Raw genomic sequence first — 19,125 nt, forward strand, 5'->3', positions numbered from 1 at the left:
ATTGGCCGTGTGGCTACCTTAGATTTGTTTGCAGATCCAGTTGATCTCACCGCGGCGCTGATCGACATTGAATCGCCCTCGCACCACGAAAAAGAAATCGCCGACGCGATCTATGACGCGCTGGGCGCTCTCGACGCCGCAGGCGAGATTGAGCTGATCCGCAAAAACAACACGATCGTCGCACGCACCCACTTCGGGCGTGAGCGCCGCGTCGTGCTTGCCGGCCACATCGACACCGTGCCGCTGGCAGAAAACACCCCGCACCACTTCGTCGGAGACATCCTCTACGGCTGCGGGGCAGTGGACATGAAATCTGGACTGGCCTGCTACCTGTCGGCTTTCGCGCGCTTCGCTTCATCTGGGGCCAGCCCCTTCGATCTGACCATGATCGCGTACGAGGCCGAGGAAGTCTCCTCAGAGTACAACGGCCTGTATCTGCTTGAGCGTGACCACCCAGCGCTGCTACAAGGCGACATTGCGCTTCTGGGGGAGCCCTCCGGCGCGATGATCGAAGCGGGCTGCCAGGGCTCCATCCGCGTATTAGTCAACGCCCACGGCACCCGCGCCCACTCGGCACGCAGTTGGCTAGGAGACAACGCCGCCCACCACCTCGCCGGAGTCATGACCAGGGTCGCAGCCTACGAACCCCGCAGCGTTGAAATAGCCGGCTGTAAATACCGCGAAGGCCTCAATGTCGTCGGCCTCAGCGGTTTCGTGGCCACCAACACAATCCCGGATAAAGCGCAGCTAATCATCAACTTCCGCTACGCGCCCGACCGCAGTATTGACAAGGCCAAGGCACACCTGGAAGAAACCCTCGCGCTGGAGGAAGGCCTTGAACTGGTTTACGACGATATTGCACCGGCGGCGATGCCGGGCCTAGATAACCCCGTCGCCGCAGGCCTCGTGGCGGCCGTGGGCGGTGACTACCGTGGCAAGTTCGGATGGACGGACGTGGCCCGGTTTTCTAGCCTGGGAATTCCGGCCGTCAACTTCGGGGCTGGTGACCCCGGCTTTGCCCATAAGAAAGATGAGCAGTGCCCCGTCGACCAGATCCGCACGGTTGCGCACATCCTCAATGCCTACCTGGCCGGCGAGGACAACGACGCATAAACACAAGCCAACAAACCCCGACCAACACTACAGAGAAAGAAAGCACGGAAATCACTTTGGCGCTTCACAAATCACCCCGGCCCGACCGCGACCGCAAACTGCGAGGCCCGCTGATGCTTCGTTCGGAAAAGAAGCAGACCTCCACGCACGACCAACGACTGCTTGAGTCTTTGGGAAGCAGCGACCACGATTGGAAGCACGCCGACCCATGGCGGGTAATGCGCATCCAGTCGGAGTTCGTCGCCGGCTTCGACGCTTTAAGTGACTTGCCCAAGGCAGTCACCGTCTTTGGTTCGGCGCGGCTGGGCGAAGGCACCCCTGAGTACGACCTGGCATGCGAACTCGGGGAGGCACTGGTCAAAGCCGGCTACGCGGTGATTACTGGCGGCGGGCCCGGTTTGATGGAAGGGCCGAACCGCGGCGCGCATAACGCCGGTGGCATCTCGGTTGGTTTGGGCATCGAGCTGCCCTTCGAGCAGGGCCTCAACGAGTGGGTCGATCTGGGATTGAACTTTCGCTACTTCTTCGCCCGTAAAACAATGTTTTTGAAGTACTCACAGGCTTTCATTTCTCTGCCCGGCGGTTTCGGCACCCTCGATGAGGTTTTTGAGATGCTGGTCATGGTGCAAACAGGCAAGGTAACAAATTTTCCGATGGTGCTGATCGGTGCCGAGTTCTGGGGCGGATTAGTAGCTTGGATCCGCAGCGAGCTGCTCGGCCGTGGACTTATCTCCCCGGGCGACGATGAGCTGTTTTTGGTCACCGACTCCGTTGCGGAAGCGGTCGACTACATCATGGAAAAGCACCGCGTGATGACGGACCAACGCTTGAACAGCCGCCGCGCTGAAGGGGACGTCAATTAAGTGCCTGCCCACGTCATGGCGATAGTCAACCGCACCCCAGATTCTTTCTACGACAAGGGAGCGACCTTCGCCGCGCAAAAGGCGCTTGAGCGGGCGGGGCAGGTCATCGCCCAAGGCGCGCAAATCGTCGACATCGGCGGAGTCAAAGCGGGCCCGGGCGAGCACGTCAGCCCGGAAGAAGAAATCGAGCGGGTTGTTCCGCTGATCCGCGCCCTGCGTCAGCGCCATCCTCATGTGAGTATTTCCGTAGATACCTGGCGCGCCAGCGTGGCCGATGAAGCCATCGCGGCTGGCGCCGACTTAATCAACGACACGTGGGCGGGCTACGACCCGGAGTTGGTTGAGGTTGCCGGCCACTACGGGGTGGGTTACGTTTGCTCGCACACAGGCGGCATCTCCCCACGTACCAGGCCCTACAGGGTGCATTTCGACGACGTTGTCGCCGACATCATCCGCGAGACCACGGCTTTGGCGGAACGGGCGGTGTCTCTCGGGGCACGTCAGGACATGGTTTTTATCGACCCGGCCCACGACTTCGGCAAAAACACTTTTCACGGCCTCGAAATTCTGCGCCGTGTCGACGAGCTCGTGGCCACCGGCTGGCCGGTGCTGATGGCGCTGAGCAACAAGGATTTTGTCGGTGAAACACTCAACCGGCCGGTGGACGGGCGTGTCCCCGGCACGCTCGCAGCCACGGCGTGGTGCGCTGCGCGCGGTGTAGCGCTGTTTCGCGCCCACGAAGTGGAAGAAACTATCGACGTCATCCGTATGACCGCAGCCATCGCTGGGCAGTGGGCACCGGCCGACACAACCCGGGGGTTGGCGTGAGCGGAACTGTTTCCGTGGTGGTTCCGGCCCTTAACGAGGAATCGACGGTGGGAGGTGTCGTCGAAGCTTGCCTTCAATCGTGCGCCGACGAAGTCATCGTGGTCGATTCCGACTCCGCCGACGACACAACGCGGGTTGCTGGTGCCGCGGGAGCGCGCGTTTTTAACTGGCGCGAGATAGCCCCGGCTATTGCGGTGCGTCCCGGCAAGGGTGAGGCTTTGTGGCGCGGGGTAAAAGTGGCGCGCGGCGAAGTGGTTGTTTTCCTCGACGCCGATGTCACCTCCCTGGAACCGACGTGGGTTGACCGACTGGCGAAACCTTTAGACGATCCCACCATTCACCTGGTCAAGGCGGATTACTGCCGGGGCATTGACGGTGCCGCCACCGGCGGCGGCCGCGTCACAGAATTGACGGCCAAGCCCCTGATCCGGGCTCTTTTCCCCGAGCTGTCCCATATCAACCAGCCGCTGGCAGGCGAGTACGCCATCCGTCGCGCCACCGCTATGTCGCTTCCTTTCGTCGACGGATATGGCGTGGAGGCGGGACTTCTTATCGATGTTTCTCGTGCCCACGGCCCCCGCTCGATCGCCCAAGTGGAGCTGGGCATCCGCCGCCACCGCAACCGTCCCCTGAAAGAACTTGCCCCGATGGCTGAGATTGTGGCTGCGACGCTGCTTGCGCGCGCCGGGGTGGGCCAGCCGGTGCCGCAGCGCGAACCGTGGTCTTGAATTCGCGCGCGATAGTATGTAGTGCATGTCTTCCTGGATCCTTTTGATCGTCATTATTGCGCTCGTCAGCGTCATCGGTTTTCTTTTGTCTTCCAAGATTTTCGGCAGGGGAGAAGAACTTGCGCCGATGCCACCGAGCCGTGAAGTCATCGCCCACAACCACCGTGCCCTTGCGGAGGGGCGTGTGGCAGACATCGAGTTGGAGGTTGTGCACCGCGGCTACCGCATGGACCAGGTTGATGCTTTGGTGGAGGATTTGTTGCGGGCGCGGGGTCACACCCGGGGCCCGGAGGGGCAAAAGAGCGTAGACTAGGGGCAATTCTTTTTCATTATCAGGAGGACCCCAGATGGCAGCTATGAAGCCGAGGACCGGCAACGGACCCATGGAAGCAGTGGAGGAGAGCCGCAAGATCGTCATGCGCATCCCCTCCGACGGCGGTGGACGCCTCGTGGTTGAGATGAGCAAGGAAGAAGCGGCAGAACTCGGCGAGCTTCTCACCGCGGCTGCAGGGCAGTAAAAGCACCGCTGGCCGCGAGGCGAGGGTGGACGCGGTAGTATCGCGACATGCTCAAAGACATCGTTGACGTCCTCGCTGACCCCATTGACCGTACCCCGCTCCGGGGTGTTGACGATTTTTCTCGTCTCCTCTCGGAGTCGGGGCATTCTTATGACGTGGCACGGCAGGGCTACGTCACCCTCGCCGGCGGCAAGGGGTTAAACCACAAGGGTGACAGCGCGGAGATGGTCACCGCGCGCGAGATTTTCCTCGCCCAGGGGCACTTCGCTCCCTTTGTGGAGACGGTGACTGAACACGTTTGCGATGTTGTGGAAAATAGCCGGGCTGAAGATCCGGTTGTTCTCGAGGTCGGCGCCGGCACCGGCTATTATCTGTCCCACACTCTCGACAGTATTGCTGGTTCCCGCGGCGTGGGTATTGACATTTCTGCACCGGCGGCGAAGCATTTGGCCAAGGCGCATCCGCGCCTTGGGGCTGTTGTCGCTGATGTGTGGGATGGCCTGCCGCTTCTCGACGCTTCCGTCGACGCCCTAACCGTGGTTTTCGCGCCCCGCAATCCGGCAGAGTTCGCCCGCGTGCTGACAGACAACGGGGAGGCTGTCATCTTGGTCGCAGACACCGGCCACCTCGACGAGCTGCGCCAGCCACTGGGTATTCTCGGCGTGGAGGAGGGCAAGCTCAACCGACTTTTTGAGCAGGCTGAGGGCCACTTGGAGCAAGTTGGTGAGGCTGAGCTGGTGGAGTTTCCGATCAGCCTTGACCGCGAGTCGATCGCCGCGCAGGTTGGCATGAGCCCCTCGGCGCGCCATCTTGACCCGGCCGTGTTGATGGACAATGTGGCGAAGCTGCCGGAAACCCTCGATGTGACGGCGCGTGCCCGCCTCGTGCGCTTCCGCAAAGCCCGCTTAAGCGCATAAAGGGCTTTAATGGCCCCTGCGCCACTCGCTGTAAATCTCGGCGTCACCGTGGCTGCGCACGCGGATGCCCGAGCACCCGTCGGCGGGCCAAAAACGTGAGGACAGCACGACGGCGCCGCCCCCAGCGAAAACCTCGATGGTGGAACTGTCCACCACGATGGTGATGTTGTCCTCGTCGGCCTCAGCAAGCTCCGCGCGAGCTGGTGTGCCGTCGAAGCGATCCAGCTCGATTGCGTCTCCGCAATGGGTGATGACGGCGGCGGGTTCCCCGTGGGCGTCGAGAAGCTCGGCGACAACCTTGGAGCCCACCGGGATGTCGCAGATGCCGGTCCACATTTTTGCGCGGCGAGTTTCCTCGACGGCGTCGGGAAGGCCCGGTGCAGGGGTTTGATAGATATGCCCGTTTTGCAGCGTCACCCGGCGCGGCAGGGACAGCACACCAGCCCAACCGCCCGTCTCCCAGTTCTTCTCCTCCGTCAAATCCGCGTCACGCCCGGAACTGCGCAGCGGGCCGTAAATGTAGGTACGGTTGAAACGCTGGTCCAGCGAGCGGGCGCTTTCGGTCCAGGTTGTGGTGCGCGGGCGGGAAAAATCGTGGCCTTGGTCGACCGGCTGAGCGGAAGTGACCACGGTAAAAACATTGTCTTTTAAGGTGCCCACCAAGTAAAAAGTTTCGTCGCGGCCGCCACGCTCCAGGGTAATGAGCAACACGTCGTAGATGACGGCGTCGACTTCGTCGCGCAGCCGGGCGAGTCGGGGTGCGACGATGCTTTCAGATGCCGCATCGAAACCCGGCTCACCATGAAATTCAAGCTCGCCAAGCGCCTTCCAGGAATCGCCATCCCCGGAACGCAACACCACTACTTGTGGGTTGTCGCTCTCGCCGGCCACCGCCAGCATCAGCCACCCGGCTGAACCCTGGTCACGGTCCTCGTTGTGGAGCCAACCTGGCACCACACAAGGGGAGCGGAAGCGGTTGAAATCGGCGGCGTCGGAGACTACGTCACCGCGGCGCTGAAAAGCGGAGGAAACAGAAAAATCATCGTCAATGTCCTCACATAGCTCGCTCAAATCCTCCGCGCGGGTGACCTGAATTGATGTACCTGCCTGAGTCACTGACGTGAAGTAAAGATCCACGCCGCCACGCGCCGCCACGACCGAGCCCGCGCGCACCTGGGTTTCGCCGCCGGTGGCAACGACCGCGTCGTTGCACTCCACCCAGTCGAAGGGGTTGCCCTCCGACATTGCATGGCCCCAGCGGCTCGGCTCATCAGGGGAAAACTTGTACTGGTAGAACATGTGCCAGACGGGCAAGTCGGGGGTGAGGGAGTCGTCGCAAAGCGTGCCTGCGGCGGCCTCAAGAATGCCTGTATCCGCGGTGAAATGTAGCTCCGGCCTGTAAATACTCATAGATCTAAAAAAGGTCCTTACTGGTTTTGCGGCTAAAAAACTCTAGATCAGATGCTTGTACACATCGATGGTCTGCTGGGCGATGGTGGCCCAAGAAAACTCATCGCGAGCGCGGGCCAGACCCGCCTCGCCCATTTGTACGCAACGCTGCCGGTCGCCAACGACTGCGTTGACGGCCGCGGCGATTCCCGCCTCGAAACTTGCCGGATCTTCCTCGTCGTAGTCGACCAAGATGCCAGTCTCCCCGTCGATCACGACCTCAGGAATGCCGCCCACGCGGGAGGCAACCACCGCAGTGGCGCAGGCCATCGCCTCCAAGTTGACAATGCCTAAAGGTTCGTAAATAGAGGGGCAGACGAACACGTCGGCCGCCGCGTAAACCTCACGGATCTTTTCCGGCGGCAGCATATCTTTGACCCAGAACACGCCGTCGCGCTCCGCGCGCAAAGTGTCCACGAGCTGTTCAGTCTCCGCGGCTATCTCCGGGGTGTCCGGCGCGCCGGCACACAAAATGAGCTGGACGTCCTCGTCGAAGCGGCGCGCCGCCTTAAGCAGGTGCGGCACGCCCTTTTGCCGAGTGATGCGACCGACAAACGCGGCGATCGGCTTGGATCGATCCACCCCAAGGACCTCAGTTACTGATTCGCCGCCAGTGGCAGCACCCGGGAACCAGCGGGCGGTGTCGATGCCGTTGAGCACCACGTGCACCTTGTCCGGCTCAATGCGCGGGTAGGCGCGCAAAATTGCCTCTTTCATGCCGGACGATACCGCGATGACCGCGTCGGCGTTTTCCATCGCGTTTTTCTCCGACCAAGACGACACGTCGTAGCCCCCGCCGAGCTGCTCGCGCTTCCACGGCCGGTCCGGTTCGAGGGAGTGGGCAGTAACCACGTGGGGAATGTTGTAAAGCAGGCCAGTTAGGTGACCGCCAAGGCCCGCGTACCACGTGTGGGAGTGGACTACGTCCAAGTTGTTCGCGGCGTGCGCCATACGCAGGCCCGTGGAGAGGGTTTTGATGGCTCCGTTGGCCCCATCAAGATCGGGGTCAACGCCGTGAACGAAAACACCCTCCTCCTTGCGGGGTGCCCCCATGCAATGGACGTGAACCTGGGTAATCTCCCGCATGAAGCGGGTCAATTCCGCGACATGGACACCGGCTCCGCCGTAGACCTCCGGCGGATACTCTCGGGTCATCATTCCGACTCTCATATCCGCCGAGCCTAGTGGCGTTTGCCCAACGGTGCAGGAACCCCAGGAACCCCCTGCACAGGTGCTTTAAGGTGGCTAAGCTGAAGTGGTGTGAGAAGCCAGCCGAGAGTTCTAGCCATTGTCCTAGCGGGCGGAGAGGGAAAGCGCCTATTCCCGCTGACCGCCGACCGCGCGAAACCCGCCGTCCCCTTTGGCGGTACCTACCGCCTTATCGATTTCGTCCTGTCCAACTTGGTCAACGCAGGCTACACCCGCATCGCCGTGTTGACCCAATACAAGTCCCACTCGCTCGACCGCCACGTGGCCACCGCGTGGAACATGTCGGGGCCGACCCCGCAGTACATTGCTTCCGTGCCGGCGCAGCAGCGCCGTGGCAAACGTTGGTACAGCGGCTCTGCCGACGCGATTGTCCAGTCGCTGAACCTGATCTACGACGACAAACCGGACTACGTCCTCGTCTTCGGCGCCGACCACGTCTACCGCATGGACCCATCCCAGATGGTTCACGACCACATTCGATCCGGCAAGGCCGCCACCGTCGCCGGCATTCGTGTGCCGCGGTCGGAGGCCAGCGCCTTCGGCTGTATTCAGGCGGACCCGGACGGAACCGTCACCGAGTTTTTGGAAAAGCCGGCTGACCCGCCCGGCACCCCGGACGACCCAGACGTCACCTTCGCCTCCATGGGCAACTACGTTTTCACCACGGAAGCTTTGGTGAAGGCACTTCTAGAAGATGAGCAAAACGACGATTCTTCCCACGACATGGGAGGCGACATCATCCCGTACTTCGTGGGCAAAGGTGACGCCAACGTCTATGACTTCTCGCAGAACGAAGTGCCGGGTGCGACGGATCGCGACAAAGGATATTGGCGCGATGTGGGCACCATCGACTCCTTCTACGAGGCTCACATGGATTTGATTTCCTCGCACCCGATCTTCAACCTTTACAACAAGGCGTGGCCGATTCACTCCACAGAGGACGGCAACTTGCCGCCGGCGAAGTTCGTCATGGGAGGCATTTCGCAGGAGTCGATCGTGGCCTCCGGCTCGATTGTCTCAGGAGCAACAGTGCGCAACTCGGTGCTGTCGACAGATGTGCGCATTGAGGAGGGTGCGACGGTGGAAGGTTCGGTTCTCATGCCAGGAGTGCGCGTGGGCAAAGGTGCCGTGGTGCGCCACGCAATCCTCGACAAAAACGTCTTTGTTTCCGAAGGGGAGATCATCGGCGTCGATGCCGGGCGTGACCGGCAACGCTACACAGTCTCTGAAAATGGTGTTGTCGTGGTGGGCAAAAACGAAGTTGTTTAGCGCTTCGTCACTAAGGTGATCCCGCCGTCGAGAGGCAGGCGGGTGACCACAGCGGCCTCATCGCCTAGCTTGTCAGCGTCTTCCCACAGCGCCCGGACTGCCTCCGTGTCGCGGTCGCGGCGGGTCGGGTCGGCAATGGTTCCGTCGAGAAGCGAATCTGCGATGAGGAGTGTTCCGCCGCGGGCAAGCAGCGGCCACGCGGCGGCAAGCATGGAGGAAAGCTCCACCGGCGCGACGTCGGCGTAGACGAGGTGGTAGGACTCCGGAGCCAACCGCCCCATCACATCGAGTGGCCGCGCGGTGAGGAAGCGAGCGCGCGCCGGGGCGAAACCTGCGGTACGGAAAGCCTCGCGCGCCCCCGTTTGGTGTTCGGCTTCAGGCTCGATGCAGGTCAGCGTAGCTTTCTCCGACAGTCCGTGGAGGATGTGTAGGCCCACAACGCCGGCGGCGGGGGTCACGGCAACCGCACCATTGGGGGAGGCGCCGGCGGCAGCCAGGGTGGTCAGAAGTTGGCCGAGAGCGGTGCCGGGGGCGGGCAAAAAGCTTTCCTCGGCATCGGTGCGGGCCTGCTCTAGGCCGCGGGCGAACTCACCGTGGGCAGCCGACGCCGACTCGCGGCAGCGCTGCACGATGTAGTCGTTCATAGTGGAAAAGGCGGAGTCGTTCACGCCTTTTACTATAGGGGGTCAATGAGGCGGTTCAGGGCGGCAGCACGCTGCGGGGCCGCAGGGAGAACCATTTAGGTAACTGTTATGTCGCCACGGGAGAATTTTAAGGGTTATTCAATGGCCTTTGGGGACGGAGTTTGGAAAAATACACGGTATGCGAAGCGACCTTCCGTCTGTGGGCGAGACGCCCGAGAATTTTGTCTCACCGGCTGCTGAGCGTTTAGCGGGCGAACAGCTCAGTGGCACGGCGGCGTTCGACGCAGGCGAAGGGGACATGCCTTCTTGGTCGGAGCTGGTGGCGGAGCACGCCGACAGCGTTTACCGCCTTGCCTTCCGCTTGGCTGGCAACCAGCACGATGCGGAAGATTTGACGCAGGAAACATTCATGCGTGTCTTTCGCAGCTTGAAGCGCTACCAGCCTGGAACTTTTGAGGGCTGGTTGCACCGGATCACTACGAACCTGTTTTTGGATATGGTGCGCCACCGCGCGAAGATTCGCATGGAAGCGCTGCCGGAGGATTACGAGCGTGTTCCTGGCACCGACATGACCCCTGAACAGGTGTATAACGCCTCTAACCTCGATCCCGCTTTGCAGCGCGCACTTGATGAGCTCGGCCCCGATTTCCGTGTCGCGGTGGTGTTGTGTGATGTGGTGGGGATGAGCTACGAGGAAATCGCCGAGACTCTCGGTGTGAAGATGGGCACAGTGCGCTCGCGGATTCACCGTGGTCGGACGCAGTTGCGCCTCAGCCTTGAGGAGCAGGCGCTTGACGACGCCGCCGCGCACGAACTCATTCGCGCCCGCTAGCCCTTCGCTCTGCCCGGTATAAAGTGGGTGAAGAAAACACGCACGTACACGCCCACGGGGTCGAAGGAGGTTAGGCGCCATCAACATTCATGCGACTGATCCATCCGGCTTTCCGCGCTTTCGCTCTACTGAGCATTTGAGCACTGAGGCGGTCGCCGCCTTCGTGGATGGGGAACTGTCTGACACCGCAGCGCACCGTGCCCGCACCCACATGCTGCGCTGCGAGGAATGTCGCAACGAGGTGAGTATTCAGCGGGCCGCAGCGGAGCGGCTGCGCTCATCGAAGGCAGATCCATCGATCCGCGCCCCGCAAAACCTCCTCGAGCGGCTTAACCGGGTGCAGGACGACTGCTGTGGTGAGGAGCGGGGTGCAGGGCGCTCTAAGGGTGAGGCGGTTTTCGGGGATGTCGCTGACTTCGTGGAGACTGCCCTGCGAGCAATTAAACGCCGCGGGTAAGGTGTGAGCCGTGTTCTCCAGCATCGGGTGGGGCGAGATTTTCTTCGTCCTGATTATCGGACTTATTGTTATTGGCCCTGAGCGGCTACCTGGTGTTATCCAGGATGTCCGGGCGGCGATTTACGCCGCCCGCAAGGCGATCGACAACGCGAAGAAAGAACTCGAGTTAGACAGCGGTTTAGCGGAGTTCGAGGAGTTTCGCAAACCCTTGGACACGGTGACGAAGTACGCTTCGATGGGGCCGCGCCGCGCCATTACCAAGGCGCTTTTCGACGATGAACCTTTCGACGTCGAAACCAGCCCCGATCCGCGGGACCGGATGGAAAGCCCGCAGCCCCCGGAGACTTACAAACCTCCCCACCGCGATAAAGGCGCGGGGTTTTCCTGGGAGGATGTTCTCTAGCTTTGCGGGTGCACGCCGAGCGAGAGGTTTTTGCCAGCCAGGGAGTTGCGCCGGATTTTCAGCGCGGACGCGATCTTTTGCAGCGCCTGGGCGGAGGGGGATTCCGGCTCCGATAAAACGACAGGTGTGCCGTCGTCTCCGTGCTCGCGCAGTTTTGGATCCAGCGGAATGGAACCCAGCAGTTTGACCTCGCCGCTATCGCTCAACGCGGTGAGGCGTTGCGCGACATTTTTGCCGCCCCCGTCGCCAAAAATGTTCATCACGGTGCCGTCCGGCATAATCATCCCCGACATGTTTTCCACCACGCCGGCGATGCGTTGGCCGGTCTGCTGGGAAATAGTGCCGGCGCGCTCAGCGACCTGGGCCGCGGCGGCCTGCGGGGTGGTCACCACAATCAGTTCAGCGTGTGGGATTAGTTGAGCAACAGTGATGGCTACGTCACCGGTTCCGGGCGGCAGGTCCATGAACAAAACGTCGAGATCGCCCCAGTAAACATCGGAAAGGAACTGCTGGATTGCGCGGGTAAGCATCGGTCCGCGCCACACGACGGGGGCGTTGCCTTCGACGAACTGGCCTACGGAGATGTGTCGGACGTTGTGGGTGATCGGCGGCATGATCATGTCGTCGACGACGGTGGGAGACAAATCCGTCGACCCCATCAGACCTGGAATGGAATGGCCGTATATGTCGGCGTCGAGGATGCCCACGCTGAGGCCTTCGGCGGCGAGAGCAGTGGCCAAGTTGACGGTGACAGAGGATTTTCCCACACCACCTTTGCCGGAAGCCACCGCGAACACGCGGGTGGTGGAGTCCTTGTCCGCAAACGGGATCTCCGGGGTGGTCTGCGCACCGCGCAGCTTCTCGCGCAGTGCGCGACGCTGCTGTTCGGACATGGTGTGCATGGTCACGGTCGCGGAATCTACGCCGTCGAGTTCTTCGACAACGGCGCGAACATTGTCCTGGATGGTCTCGCGCATGGGGCATCCGGCGATGGTGAGATAGACCCCGACGGTGACATCCGCGCCGTTGATCGCAACCGATTCGATCATGTCGAGCTCGGTCAGTGGTTTGCCGATTTCCGGGTCCTCGACGCGGCTCAGTGCCTGCATGACGAGGTCGTGGGTAAGTGCAGTGGAGTTAGACATTTGGGCATAAGTATATGCGTCATCACCTGATCTAGGCGACAGGCTACCGTGGTAGAGGAACTCAAGAAGATGCCGACAACCACAAAGGAATCAACGCCATGGCCTTTCAGCCACGCCCCAACGACTTAGGTATGAACCCGACAAACGCCCGCCAGCGCCCATCCGGGTGGCCGGTGGGCCGGTTTGACACCTACGCTGATGCGCAGCGCGCTGTCGACTCCTTAGCCGACAGCGACTTCCCCGTGCAGCACCTGACTATCGTGGGCGTCGATTTGATGCAGGTTGAAAACGTCACAGGCCGGGGGTCTGAACCCCGGAAAGTGGACACGGAGTTTTAATCAGATGCGGTTTTGAGTATAGCTGTTTCGGAAGATTCAAAGGCGTTCGGCGAACGATAGCCGCACCTCGAGTGCAGGCGTTTGGTGTTGTAGCGACTGCACCATTGGAACACGTCCCGGCGACACACCAGCTGACTGGCGAAAACAGGTGCATCTTGAAGGACTTCCCGTTTCAACGTGGCGTTGAACGACTCCGCCAGAGAATTATCCGCGCTGGTACCAATTGCTCCCATCGATTGGGTAACACCGAGACGTTCACATAGTCTTCGGTACCGATCAGAGGTGTATACACTGCCATGATCGGAGTGGAAAATCGCTCCGTCAAGCCCGCCACGGATCCCGTAAGCCATCATCAAAGCCTCTTCAACTAACTCCGTACGCATGTGGACGGCGATCGCGAAACCGGTCAACTGCCGCGAGTAGCAGTCGATGACCGTCGCCAGGTACATATTCGACCCATCTGCAATCGGGAGGTAGGTGATATCGCCGACGTAGACCATGTTTGGTTTCTCCGCGGTGAAACGGCGTGCGAGCAGATCCGGAAACGTCGGAGCGCGTTTCGCAGACACCGTGGTCTTTACGCGGCGTTTCTTGGTGTAGCCGAACAATTCCATCTGGCGCATCAGCCTGGCGGTGCGCTTGTGATTGAGGCGATCATCGCTGGTCGGATCCGAGTTGATGGCCGCTGTGATGCGTTTCGCCCCGTAACAGCCGTTCTCAGCTGTGAACACGGCCTTGATCCTCGCTCCCAGCGCCGCGTCAGCGACGAGGCGTCGCCGGCGGGCAGGAGCAGCAGATTTCCACTTGTAGTAGGAGGACCGGTTGATCTTCAGGACCTCACATAACCGCTTGACCTCGTAGAAGTCTCGGTGGTCATCAACGAACTGAAAGCGGTTCACCAGTTCGTCTCTTCCGCGAAATATTTGGCCGCCTTGCGCAGGATCTCTCGTTCTTCCCGTAGCGTGGCGTTTTCGCGTTCCAGCATGCGGATGCGTTCGGCATCGGAGAGTCCTTGAGCAGGAGTACGTTCGCTGTTGGCTGCGGCGATCGGGCTGGCGACTTTTTCACCGTTGGCGTTGGTTTTGGTGCCGGTGCCGAAGGCGTCGAGCCAGGTGCGCAGGGAGTTGCGGTTGACCCCGAGATCGGAGGCGATCGCGTTGATCGTGGCTCCAGGGGTCGACTCGTACAACGTCACTGCGTCACGCTTGAACTGCTCGGTGTAGGTCTTGCGTGGCATGGTGGAAAGGTACCTCACTTCCCCAGCGAAATGCTGGTTTCAGCGTGTCCACCACCAAGGGGTCAGGTCCCGGCTCACATGGCCGCGGGTTCTGGCAGGTGGAGCAGTCTCCGGCGGCTGGATGGGCATTTTCATCGGTCTTTTGCTGGCCCTTTTCGCCCCGTCCTCGGGCGGGTGGGCAGTTGTGGTGTCCTCTCTCGGCATCGGTGTTATCTTCGGGTTGGTTTTCGCCGCCGTAAGTTACGCCTTCACGGGTGGAAAGCGTGATTTTTCCTCTGCGACCAACATCGTGGCAGGCCATTACGACATCCTGTGTGAACCGGAAAGCGCCCCGCGGGCCCGTGACGCGATCGGCCGGATGGATTTCACCTCCGAATAGCACATTAGAATGATTCAGGTGAGACACTTTCGACGCCGCGCCGTCGGTGCTCTTGGCGCCGGCTGCCTCATCCTCGCGGGATGCACCTCCGACAGGCCGGGTCTACCCGATCGCCCCGGCGAAAAGGATACGGTCACAATCGCGGTGAACCCGTACGAGCCGGAGCAGGTGGTGCTCGCGGAGATTTTCCACCAAGTTCTCACGGCGCTCGGACGCAATTCCTCCGTCACCGAAGCCGAACTAGATTCGCGCACTAGCGCGGTGGATATCATCACCACCCAAAACGCCAACTTCACCTTCGCTTGCACCGGGGTTTTGTTGCACAAGTTGAATCCGGGCGCCGCCGTGAGATTGGCAGAAGAACACACAGGGCAAGCCTTCGCTTCGGGCAGTGACGAAGCTTCGGTGGCAACCTACGACGCTGTCGTCGGGGCGTTTCCCGGCACCGTGATGACTGTCGATCCTTCGCCGGCGCAAGGCTGCGACGAAAACACTGGTGGTGTTCCGCATTTGCCCCACAACATCATCCCGGTGTTTAGCAAGAACATGTTTACGCGTGCTCAGGTTCAGCGCATCAATTTCATCACCCGTGTGCTCAACACGAAAGACCTCATGGAGATGTCGGAGCACGTTCGCGCCGGCGATCCCGTCAACGAGGTCGTCGCCGACTGGTTGCTTGAATACGCCAGTATCGATCCGAACGTGCGCATTGAAGATCCCGAAGATATATCCCAACAGCAGGCCCCAATCTAGCCTGCGGCAAGCGGCAAAGACTTCCGGCCCTAACGCGCCCGCGCTTTGAGTTCGCTAAGGCCAGGTTGTCGGGGGTGGCAAAGCTAGTCAAGCAATAAGCGCTGCGGGCGCGTCGCTGTGCGCCACAGCAAACACCACGAGCGCACAAAAGAAGACCGGCTTGTTGCCAAACGCAAAAGCCGGTCTTTGTGTAGCGGGGCCTACTTCTTGAAGGCCTCGTCTAGCAACTGCTTTTCCTCTTGCTGGTGCACCTTCGCCACGCCGGTGGCGGTGGTGGACTGGGAGCGGCGGGAAATGCGGACCATTTCCGGCATCTCCGGGATTAGGTTGCGCAGGTGCTCATTGTAGAACGGCCATGCGCCCTGATTAGCCGGTTCGTCCTGGACCCAGCGGATCTCCGTGGCATTCGGGTAGTTAGCGAAGGCATCTCGCAGACGGTTGAAGGGGATCGGGTGGAGCATCTCCACGCGCACGATGGCGACGTCGTCGCGGTTGTCATCCTTGCGGCGCTTATCCAGCTCGTAGTAAATCTTGCCGGAGCACAGCATGATTGTTTCAACCTTGGAGTGGTCCGCACCGTCGATCTTCTCATTGCCGCGCTGGACGAAGTTCGGGTCGTCGATCACGGACTGGAAGCGGTTGACCTCGATGAAGTCGCTCGGCTGGGACACAGCCGCCTTGTTACGCAGCATCGACTTGGGGGTGAACACAACCAGGGGACGCTTCATCTCCCCGAGGCCTTGGCGGCGCAACAGGTGGAAGTGGTTCGCTGGGGTGGACGGCTGAGCGATCGTCATCGAACCTTCAGCGACGAGCTGCAAGAAACGTTCGATGCGGGCGGAGGAGTGGTCCGGGCCCTGGCCCTCGTAGCCGTGCGGCAGAAGGGAAATCAGGGAGGACAGCTCGCCCCACTTGGTTTCACCGGAGGAAACGTACTCGTCGATGATGGTTTGGGCGCCGTTGGCGAAGTCTCCGAACTGCGCCTCCCATGCCACGACGGCATCGCGGTTGCCCACGGTGTAGCCATACTCGAAGCCCATTCCCGCGAACTCGGTCAGTGCGGAGTTATACACCTCGAAGCGGCCATTGTTGCCAGCCTTGTGCGCGTTTGCGTCTAGAGGGTTGTAGGACTCGCCGTTTTCCGGGTTGTAGAGCACTGCGTGACGTTGGGTGAAGGTGCCGCGCTGTGAGTCCTCGCCGGCGAGGCGAACGTACTTGCCTTCCTCGGCGAGCGAGCCGAAGGCGAGCAGCTCACCCCAACCCCAGTCAATGTCTCCCTCGGTAAAGGAGCTGCCGCGCTTTTTCAAAACCGCCTTCAAGCGCTTGTTCGGGGTGAACTCCTCCGGCAAGGTGGCGAAGGCCTCCGCGAGGCGATTGAACACGTCCTCGGAAATGTTGGTGTCCAGGCCCCGGGTGAGCTTTTGGGCTTCGGTGATGCCTGTCTGTTCGCTCGGCTTGCCTGCATGCGACTTGACGTCGGAGAAAACGGAGTCGAGCTGGTCCACGAAGTCCTGTGCTGCAATCTCCGCCTCCTCCTCGGTAATGTCGCCGCGGCCGATGAGGTCATTGGTGTAGCGGGTGCGCACCGAGGGGTGGCTTTGAATCTGCTCGTACATGAGAGGCTGAGTCACGGTCGGATCATCAGCTTCGTTATGGCCGCGCAAACGGTAGCAGATCAAGTCAATGAAAACATCCTTGCCGAACTCGCGGCGGTATTCGGTGGCCAACTGCGCCACCCAAGCGGCTGCTTCCGGGTCGTCGCCGTTGACGTGGAAGACTGGGCAGTCGAAGCCTTTGGCCAGGTCGGTGGCGTAGTAGGTGGAGCGGCCAGCGTCCGGGGTGGTGGTGAAACCGATTTGGTTGTTGACCACGATGTGGACGGTGCCGCCGACGGTGTATCCGTTGAGGTTGGACAGGTTTAGCGTCTCTTGCACCACTCCCAGGCCAGCGAAGGAGGCGTCGCCGTGAAGCATGAGGGGAACGATTGGGTGGTCGTTGCGGCCCTCGGTGTGCTTCAGGTGGTCGTCCTTCGCACGGGCGATACCCACCAGAACCGGGTCGACGGCCTCGAGGTGGGAGGGGTTGGCGGCCAAAGACACTTTGATCTCGCCGTCGCCGAACATCTGGATGTGCTCTCCCTGAAAACCAAGGTGGTACTTCACATCGCCGGAGCCGCCCTGCTGGGCGGACTGCATATTGCCTTCAAACTCGGTGAAAATAGTGGCAACCGGCTTGCCCACAATGTTGAACAAGACGTTCAGACGGCCGCGGTGCGGCATACCAATGACAACTTCGTCTAGGCCTTGGCCGGCGGCGGTGTCGATGACGGCGTCCATCAGCGGAATGAGAGTCTCGGCGCCTTCCAGGGAGAAACGTTTCTGGCCCAGGTACTTGGTCTGCAGGAAGTTCTCAAAGGCCTCGGCGGCGTTGAGCTTTTGCAAAATGTATTTCTGTTCCGCGTTGGTCGGCTTGGGCATGCCAGCTTCCATGCGGTCGCGCAGCCATTCACGTTCGTCGCGGTCGAGGATGTGCGTGAACTCAGCGCCGACGTGGAGGGTGTAAGCGGCGCGCAGGCGGGACATGACCTCGCGTAGGGTCATGGTTTCCTTGCCGCCGAAACCACCGACGTGGAAGGTGCGGTCAAGGTCCCACAAGGTCAGTCCGTGGGTTTCCATGAGGAGGTCGCGAGCGTCCGGCTTGGGCAGGCCCGGCTGCTGCCAGCGCAGCGGGTTCGTGTCGGCAATGAGGTGGCCGCGGGAACGGTAAGCCTCGATGAGCTGCATGACCCGGGTGTCCTTGTTAATGCCGGAGTTCGGCAAATCCTGGGCCCAGCGCAGCGGAGCGTAAGGAATTTCGAGGGACTCAAAGACTTCGTCCCAGAATGTGTCGTCGATGATGAGCTGCGAGATATCGCGCAAAAACTCACCCGATTCGGCACCCTGAATCACGCGGTGATCGTAGGTAGAGGTCAACGTGACCAATTTGCCCACGCCTAGTTCGGCGAGGCGGTCCTCGGAGGCGCCGGCGAATTCAGCCGGGTAATCCATGGCGCCGACGCCGACGATGGTGCCTTGGCCCTTCATCAAACGTGGGATGGAGTGGCGGGTACCGATGCCGCCAGGGTTGGTCAGTTGAATGGTCACACCCTGGAAGTCGTCCATGGTGAGCTTGCCCACGCGGGCGCGGGCCACGATGTCTTCGTAAGCGTCGACGAACTCGTTGAAGGAGAGCCGTTCGCACTCTTTGATAGCGGCGACGACGAGGGAGCGGGAGCCGTCCTTTTGGGGCAGGTCGATGGCCAGGCCCAGGTTAATGTGATCCGGCTGTACCGCGAAGGACTTGTTGCCTTCCTCGCGGTAGTTCTTGTTCATGTCCGGGTGCAGCTTGGTGGACTGGACGATGGCGTAGCCGAGGATGTGGGTAAACGAGATCTTGCCGCCGCGCGTGCGCTTGAGGTGGTCGTTGATCAGGGCACGGTTTTCAAACATGAGCTTGACCGGCATGTCACGCACCGTGGTGGCGGTGGGCACGCTGAGGGACTCGTTCATGTTTTTCGCGATGGCCCGAAACGCTCCCTTGAGCTGGATTTCACCCGGTTCGGTGGTGATGGAACTGAGCTTGTCCAGCGGGGAAACCTTCGGCTTCGGAAGCGTTTTGGAGGGCTTCTTCACCGCGTTTTCGGCGGCTTGATCCACCTTCGTTTGGCGACCGTCCTGGCTCGGTGCGGCCGTGCTCTTGGCCACCTTGGGGGAGGTTTTAGCCTCAGAGACACCCTCCGCGGACTTCGCCGGGGAGACCGACGGAGTGCCCTGAGCAGTAGCGGGGGATCCCTGTTTGTCAAACAGTTCGCGCCATTCCTGGTCGACTGAGTTGGGATCTTCCTTGTACTGCTGGAACATCTGATCTACCAGCCAGTCGTTCTGGCCGAAAGTCTTGTCGCTGCTCACGGCAGGTGTTCGCCTCTCTTCTTGGGTATATAAAGCGGTAACTTTATTGACTCTAATTGTCATCGCCGAGTGAGTGCTAACTCACTTGGCAGTTTT

General features: G+C 60.9%; 20 protein-coding genes. 14 read left to right on the top strand and 6 right to left on the bottom strand.

The window, feature by feature from the left end; all coding sequences use genetic code 11:
- Nucleotides 1–9: 9 nt before the first annotated feature.
- The 7 genes from dapE (at nt 10) to VLL26_RS02255 (ending at nt 4,967) form a co-directional block, all read left to right on the top strand.
- Entirely contained in the window at nt 10–1,113 is a 1,104-nt protein-coding gene (gene dapE / locus VLL26_RS02225; protein WP_342319502.1) for a succinyl-diaminopimelate desuccinylase, read from the top strand.
- A gap of 113 nt (nt 1,114–1,226) precedes the next feature.
- A complete protein-coding gene (locus tag VLL26_RS02230) occupies nt 1,227–1,976 on the top strand; it encodes a TIGR00730 family Rossman fold protein (RefSeq protein WP_342319503.1) in 750 nt (249 codons plus the stop codon).
- 15 nt (nt 1,977–1,991) lie between these two features.
- Complete coding sequence (folP, locus tag VLL26_RS02235) at nt 1,992–2,804, top strand: dihydropteroate synthase (protein WP_342320126.1); 813 nt, start codon at nt 1,992–1,994, stop codon at nt 2,802–2,804.
- The gene (locus VLL26_RS02240) at nt 2,801–3,532 is read left to right on the top strand and encodes a glucosyl-3-phosphoglycerate synthase (RefSeq protein ID WP_342319504.1); all 732 of its coding nucleotides are present in this window, start codon (nt 2,801–2,803) and stop codon (nt 3,530–3,532) included. Before folP ends, VLL26_RS02240 begins: the two co-directional genes overlap by 4 nt.
- Nucleotides 3,533–3,557: 25 nt before the next feature.
- Entirely contained in the window at nt 3,558–3,845 is a 288-nt protein-coding gene (locus tag VLL26_RS02245) for a cell division protein DivIVA (RefSeq protein ID WP_342319505.1), read from the top strand.
- A 34-nt stretch (nt 3,846–3,879) separates the two neighbouring features.
- Nucleotides 3,880–4,050, top strand: a complete 171-nt coding sequence (locus VLL26_RS02250) for a DUF3117 domain-containing protein (RefSeq protein WP_342319506.1) — start codon at nt 3,880–3,882, stop codon at nt 4,048–4,050.
- Between the two features lie 47 nt (nt 4,051–4,097).
- Entirely contained in the window at nt 4,098–4,967 is an 870-nt protein-coding gene (locus VLL26_RS02255) for a methyltransferase domain-containing protein (RefSeq protein ID WP_342319507.1), read from the top strand.
- A 6-nt stretch (nt 4,968–4,973) separates the two neighbouring features.
- On the opposite strand, the gene VLL26_RS02260 is transcribed toward VLL26_RS02255, so the two are convergent.
- Both VLL26_RS02260 and glgA read right to left on the bottom strand, forming a co-directional pair.
- Nucleotides 4,974–6,377, bottom strand: coding sequence for a GH32 C-terminal domain-containing protein (locus VLL26_RS02260; RefSeq protein ID WP_342319508.1), 1,404 nt, complete (start codon nt 6,375–6,377; stop codon nt 4,974–4,976).
- 42 nt (nt 6,378–6,419) lie between these two features.
- On the bottom strand, nt 6,420–7,586 hold the full coding sequence (gene glgA, locus VLL26_RS02265; RefSeq protein ID WP_342319509.1) for a glycogen synthase: 1,167 nt from the start codon (nt 7,584–7,586) through the stop codon (nt 6,420–6,422).
- Nucleotides 7,587–7,676: 90 nt separating this feature from the next.
- Between glgA and glgC the strand changes: the two genes are divergently transcribed.
- Nucleotides 7,677–8,894: a glucose-1-phosphate adenylyltransferase gene (gene glgC, locus VLL26_RS02270; protein WP_342319510.1), complete on the top strand. Its 1,218-nt coding sequence runs from the start codon at nt 7,677–7,679 to the stop codon at nt 8,892–8,894.
- On the opposite strand, the gene VLL26_RS02275 is transcribed toward glgC, so the two are convergent.
- Nucleotides 8,891–9,538, bottom strand: coding sequence for an O-methyltransferase (locus VLL26_RS02275; protein WP_425292295.1), 648 nt, complete (start codon nt 9,536–9,538; stop codon nt 8,891–8,893). The genes glgC and VLL26_RS02275 overlap by 4 nt on opposite strands.
- Before the next feature lie 178 nt (nt 9,539–9,716).
- Here VLL26_RS02275 and sigE point away from each other — a divergent pair, with 178 nt between their 5' ends.
- From sigE to tatB, 3 genes are all read left to right on the top strand, one after another.
- The gene (sigE, locus tag VLL26_RS02280) at nt 9,717–10,370 is read left to right on the top strand and encodes an RNA polymerase sigma factor SigE (RefSeq protein WP_342319512.1); all 654 of its coding nucleotides are present in this window, start codon (nt 9,717–9,719) and stop codon (nt 10,368–10,370) included.
- Between the two features lie 136 nt (nt 10,371–10,506).
- On the top strand, nt 10,507–10,827 hold the full coding sequence (locus VLL26_RS02285; protein WP_342319513.1) for an anti-sigma factor family protein: 321 nt from the start codon (nt 10,507–10,509) through the stop codon (nt 10,825–10,827).
- 10 nt (nt 10,828–10,837) lie between these two features.
- Nucleotides 10,838–11,230, top strand: a complete 393-nt coding sequence (gene tatB, locus VLL26_RS02290) for a Sec-independent protein translocase protein TatB (protein ID WP_342319514.1) — start codon at nt 10,838–10,840, stop codon at nt 11,228–11,230.
- Here the strand turns inward: tatB and VLL26_RS02295 are convergent.
- Complete coding sequence (locus VLL26_RS02295) at nt 11,227–12,375, bottom strand: Mrp/NBP35 family ATP-binding protein (RefSeq protein WP_342319515.1); 1,149 nt, start codon at nt 12,373–12,375, stop codon at nt 11,227–11,229. The genes tatB and VLL26_RS02295 overlap by 4 nt on opposite strands.
- Before the next feature lie 98 nt (nt 12,376–12,473).
- Here VLL26_RS02295 and VLL26_RS02300 point away from each other — a divergent pair, with 98 nt between their 5' ends.
- Nucleotides 12,474–12,713 (top strand): general stress protein, encoded by a 240-nt coding sequence (locus VLL26_RS02300; RefSeq protein WP_425292283.1) that lies wholly within the window; start codon nt 12,474–12,476, stop codon nt 12,711–12,713.
- Here the strand turns inward: VLL26_RS02300 and VLL26_RS02305 are convergent.
- A protein-coding gene (locus tag VLL26_RS02305) for an IS3 family transposase (protein WP_342318484.1) occupies nt 12,710–13,950 on the bottom strand; the annotation gives its coding sequence in 2 pieces (ribosomal slippage) (nt 12,710–13,623 and nt 13,623–13,950; 1,242 coding nt in all). The genes VLL26_RS02300 and VLL26_RS02305 overlap by 4 nt on opposite strands.
- Nucleotides 13,951–14,071: 121 nt before the next feature.
- Between VLL26_RS02305 and VLL26_RS02310 the strand changes: the two genes are divergently transcribed.
- Together VLL26_RS02310 and VLL26_RS02315 are read left to right on the top strand one after the other, a co-directional pair.
- Nucleotides 14,072–14,329 (top strand): hypothetical protein, encoded by a 258-nt coding sequence (locus tag VLL26_RS02310; RefSeq protein ID WP_342319516.1) that lies wholly within the window; start codon nt 14,072–14,074, stop codon nt 14,327–14,329.
- An 18-nt stretch (nt 14,330–14,347) separates the two neighbouring features.
- Nucleotides 14,348–15,082: a hypothetical protein gene (locus VLL26_RS02315; protein WP_342319517.1), complete on the top strand. Its 735-nt coding sequence runs from the start codon at nt 14,348–14,350 to the stop codon at nt 15,080–15,082.
- Nucleotides 15,083–15,282: 200 nt separating this feature from the next.
- Here VLL26_RS02315 and VLL26_RS02320 read toward each other — a convergent pair whose 3' ends face one another.
- Nucleotides 15,283–19,029, bottom strand: a complete 3,747-nt coding sequence (locus tag VLL26_RS02320) for a multifunctional oxoglutarate decarboxylase/oxoglutarate dehydrogenase thiamine pyrophosphate-binding subunit/dihydrolipoyllysine-residue succinyltransferase subunit (protein ID WP_342319518.1) — start codon at nt 19,027–19,029, stop codon at nt 15,283–15,285.
- Between the last annotated feature and the right edge of the window lie 96 nt (nt 19,030–19,125).

Origin of the sequence: Corynebacterium sp. BD556 (assembly GCF_038452275.1) — a bacterium.
In the GTDB taxonomy this organism is placed as follows: domain Bacteria; phylum Actinomycetota; class Actinomycetes; order Mycobacteriales; family Mycobacteriaceae; genus Corynebacterium; species Corynebacterium mayonis.

What these genes read in the sequence shown, in the direction of transcription:
- VLL26_RS02230 (WP_342319503.1), top strand. Translation starts at nt 1,227, where the DNA reads ATGCTTCGTTCGGAAAAGAAGCAGACCTCCACGCACGACCAACGACTG.
- folP (WP_342320126.1), top strand. Translation starts at nt 1,992, where the DNA reads ATGGCGATAGTCAACCGCACCCCAGATTCTTTCTACGACAAGGGAGCG.
- VLL26_RS02245 (WP_342319505.1), top strand. Translation starts at nt 3,558, where the DNA reads ATGTCTTCCTGGATCCTTTTGATCGTCATTATTGCGCTCGTCAGCGTC.
- VLL26_RS02250 (WP_342319506.1), top strand. Translation starts at nt 3,880, where the DNA reads ATGGCAGCTATGAAGCCGAGGACCGGCAACGGACCCATGGAAGCAGTG.
- VLL26_RS02255 (WP_342319507.1), top strand. Translation starts at nt 4,098, where the DNA reads ATGCTCAAAGACATCGTTGACGTCCTCGCTGACCCCATTGACCGTACC.
- VLL26_RS02260 (WP_342319508.1), bottom strand. Translation starts at nt 6,377, where the DNA reads ATGAGTATTTACAGGCCGGAGCTACATTTCACCGCGGATACAGGCATT.
- glgA (WP_342319509.1), bottom strand. Translation starts at nt 7,586, where the DNA reads ATGAGAGTCGGAATGATGACCCGAGAGTATCCGCCGGAGGTCTACGGC.
- VLL26_RS02275 (WP_425292295.1), bottom strand. Translation starts at nt 9,538, where the DNA reads ATGAACGACTACATCGTGCAGCGCTGCCGCGAGTCGGCGTCGGCTGCC.
- sigE (WP_342319512.1), top strand. Translation starts at nt 9,717, where the DNA reads ATGCGAAGCGACCTTCCGTCTGTGGGCGAGACGCCCGAGAATTTTGTC.
- VLL26_RS02295 (WP_342319515.1), bottom strand. Translation starts at nt 12,375, where the DNA reads ATGTCTAACTCCACTGCACTTACCCACGACCTCGTCATGCAGGCACTG.
- VLL26_RS02300 (WP_425292283.1), top strand. Translation starts at nt 12,474, where the DNA reads ATGGCCTTTCAGCCACGCCCCAACGACTTAGGTATGAACCCGACAAAC.
- VLL26_RS02310 (WP_342319516.1), top strand. Translation starts at nt 14,072, where the DNA reads ATGGGCATTTTCATCGGTCTTTTGCTGGCCCTTTTCGCCCCGTCCTCG.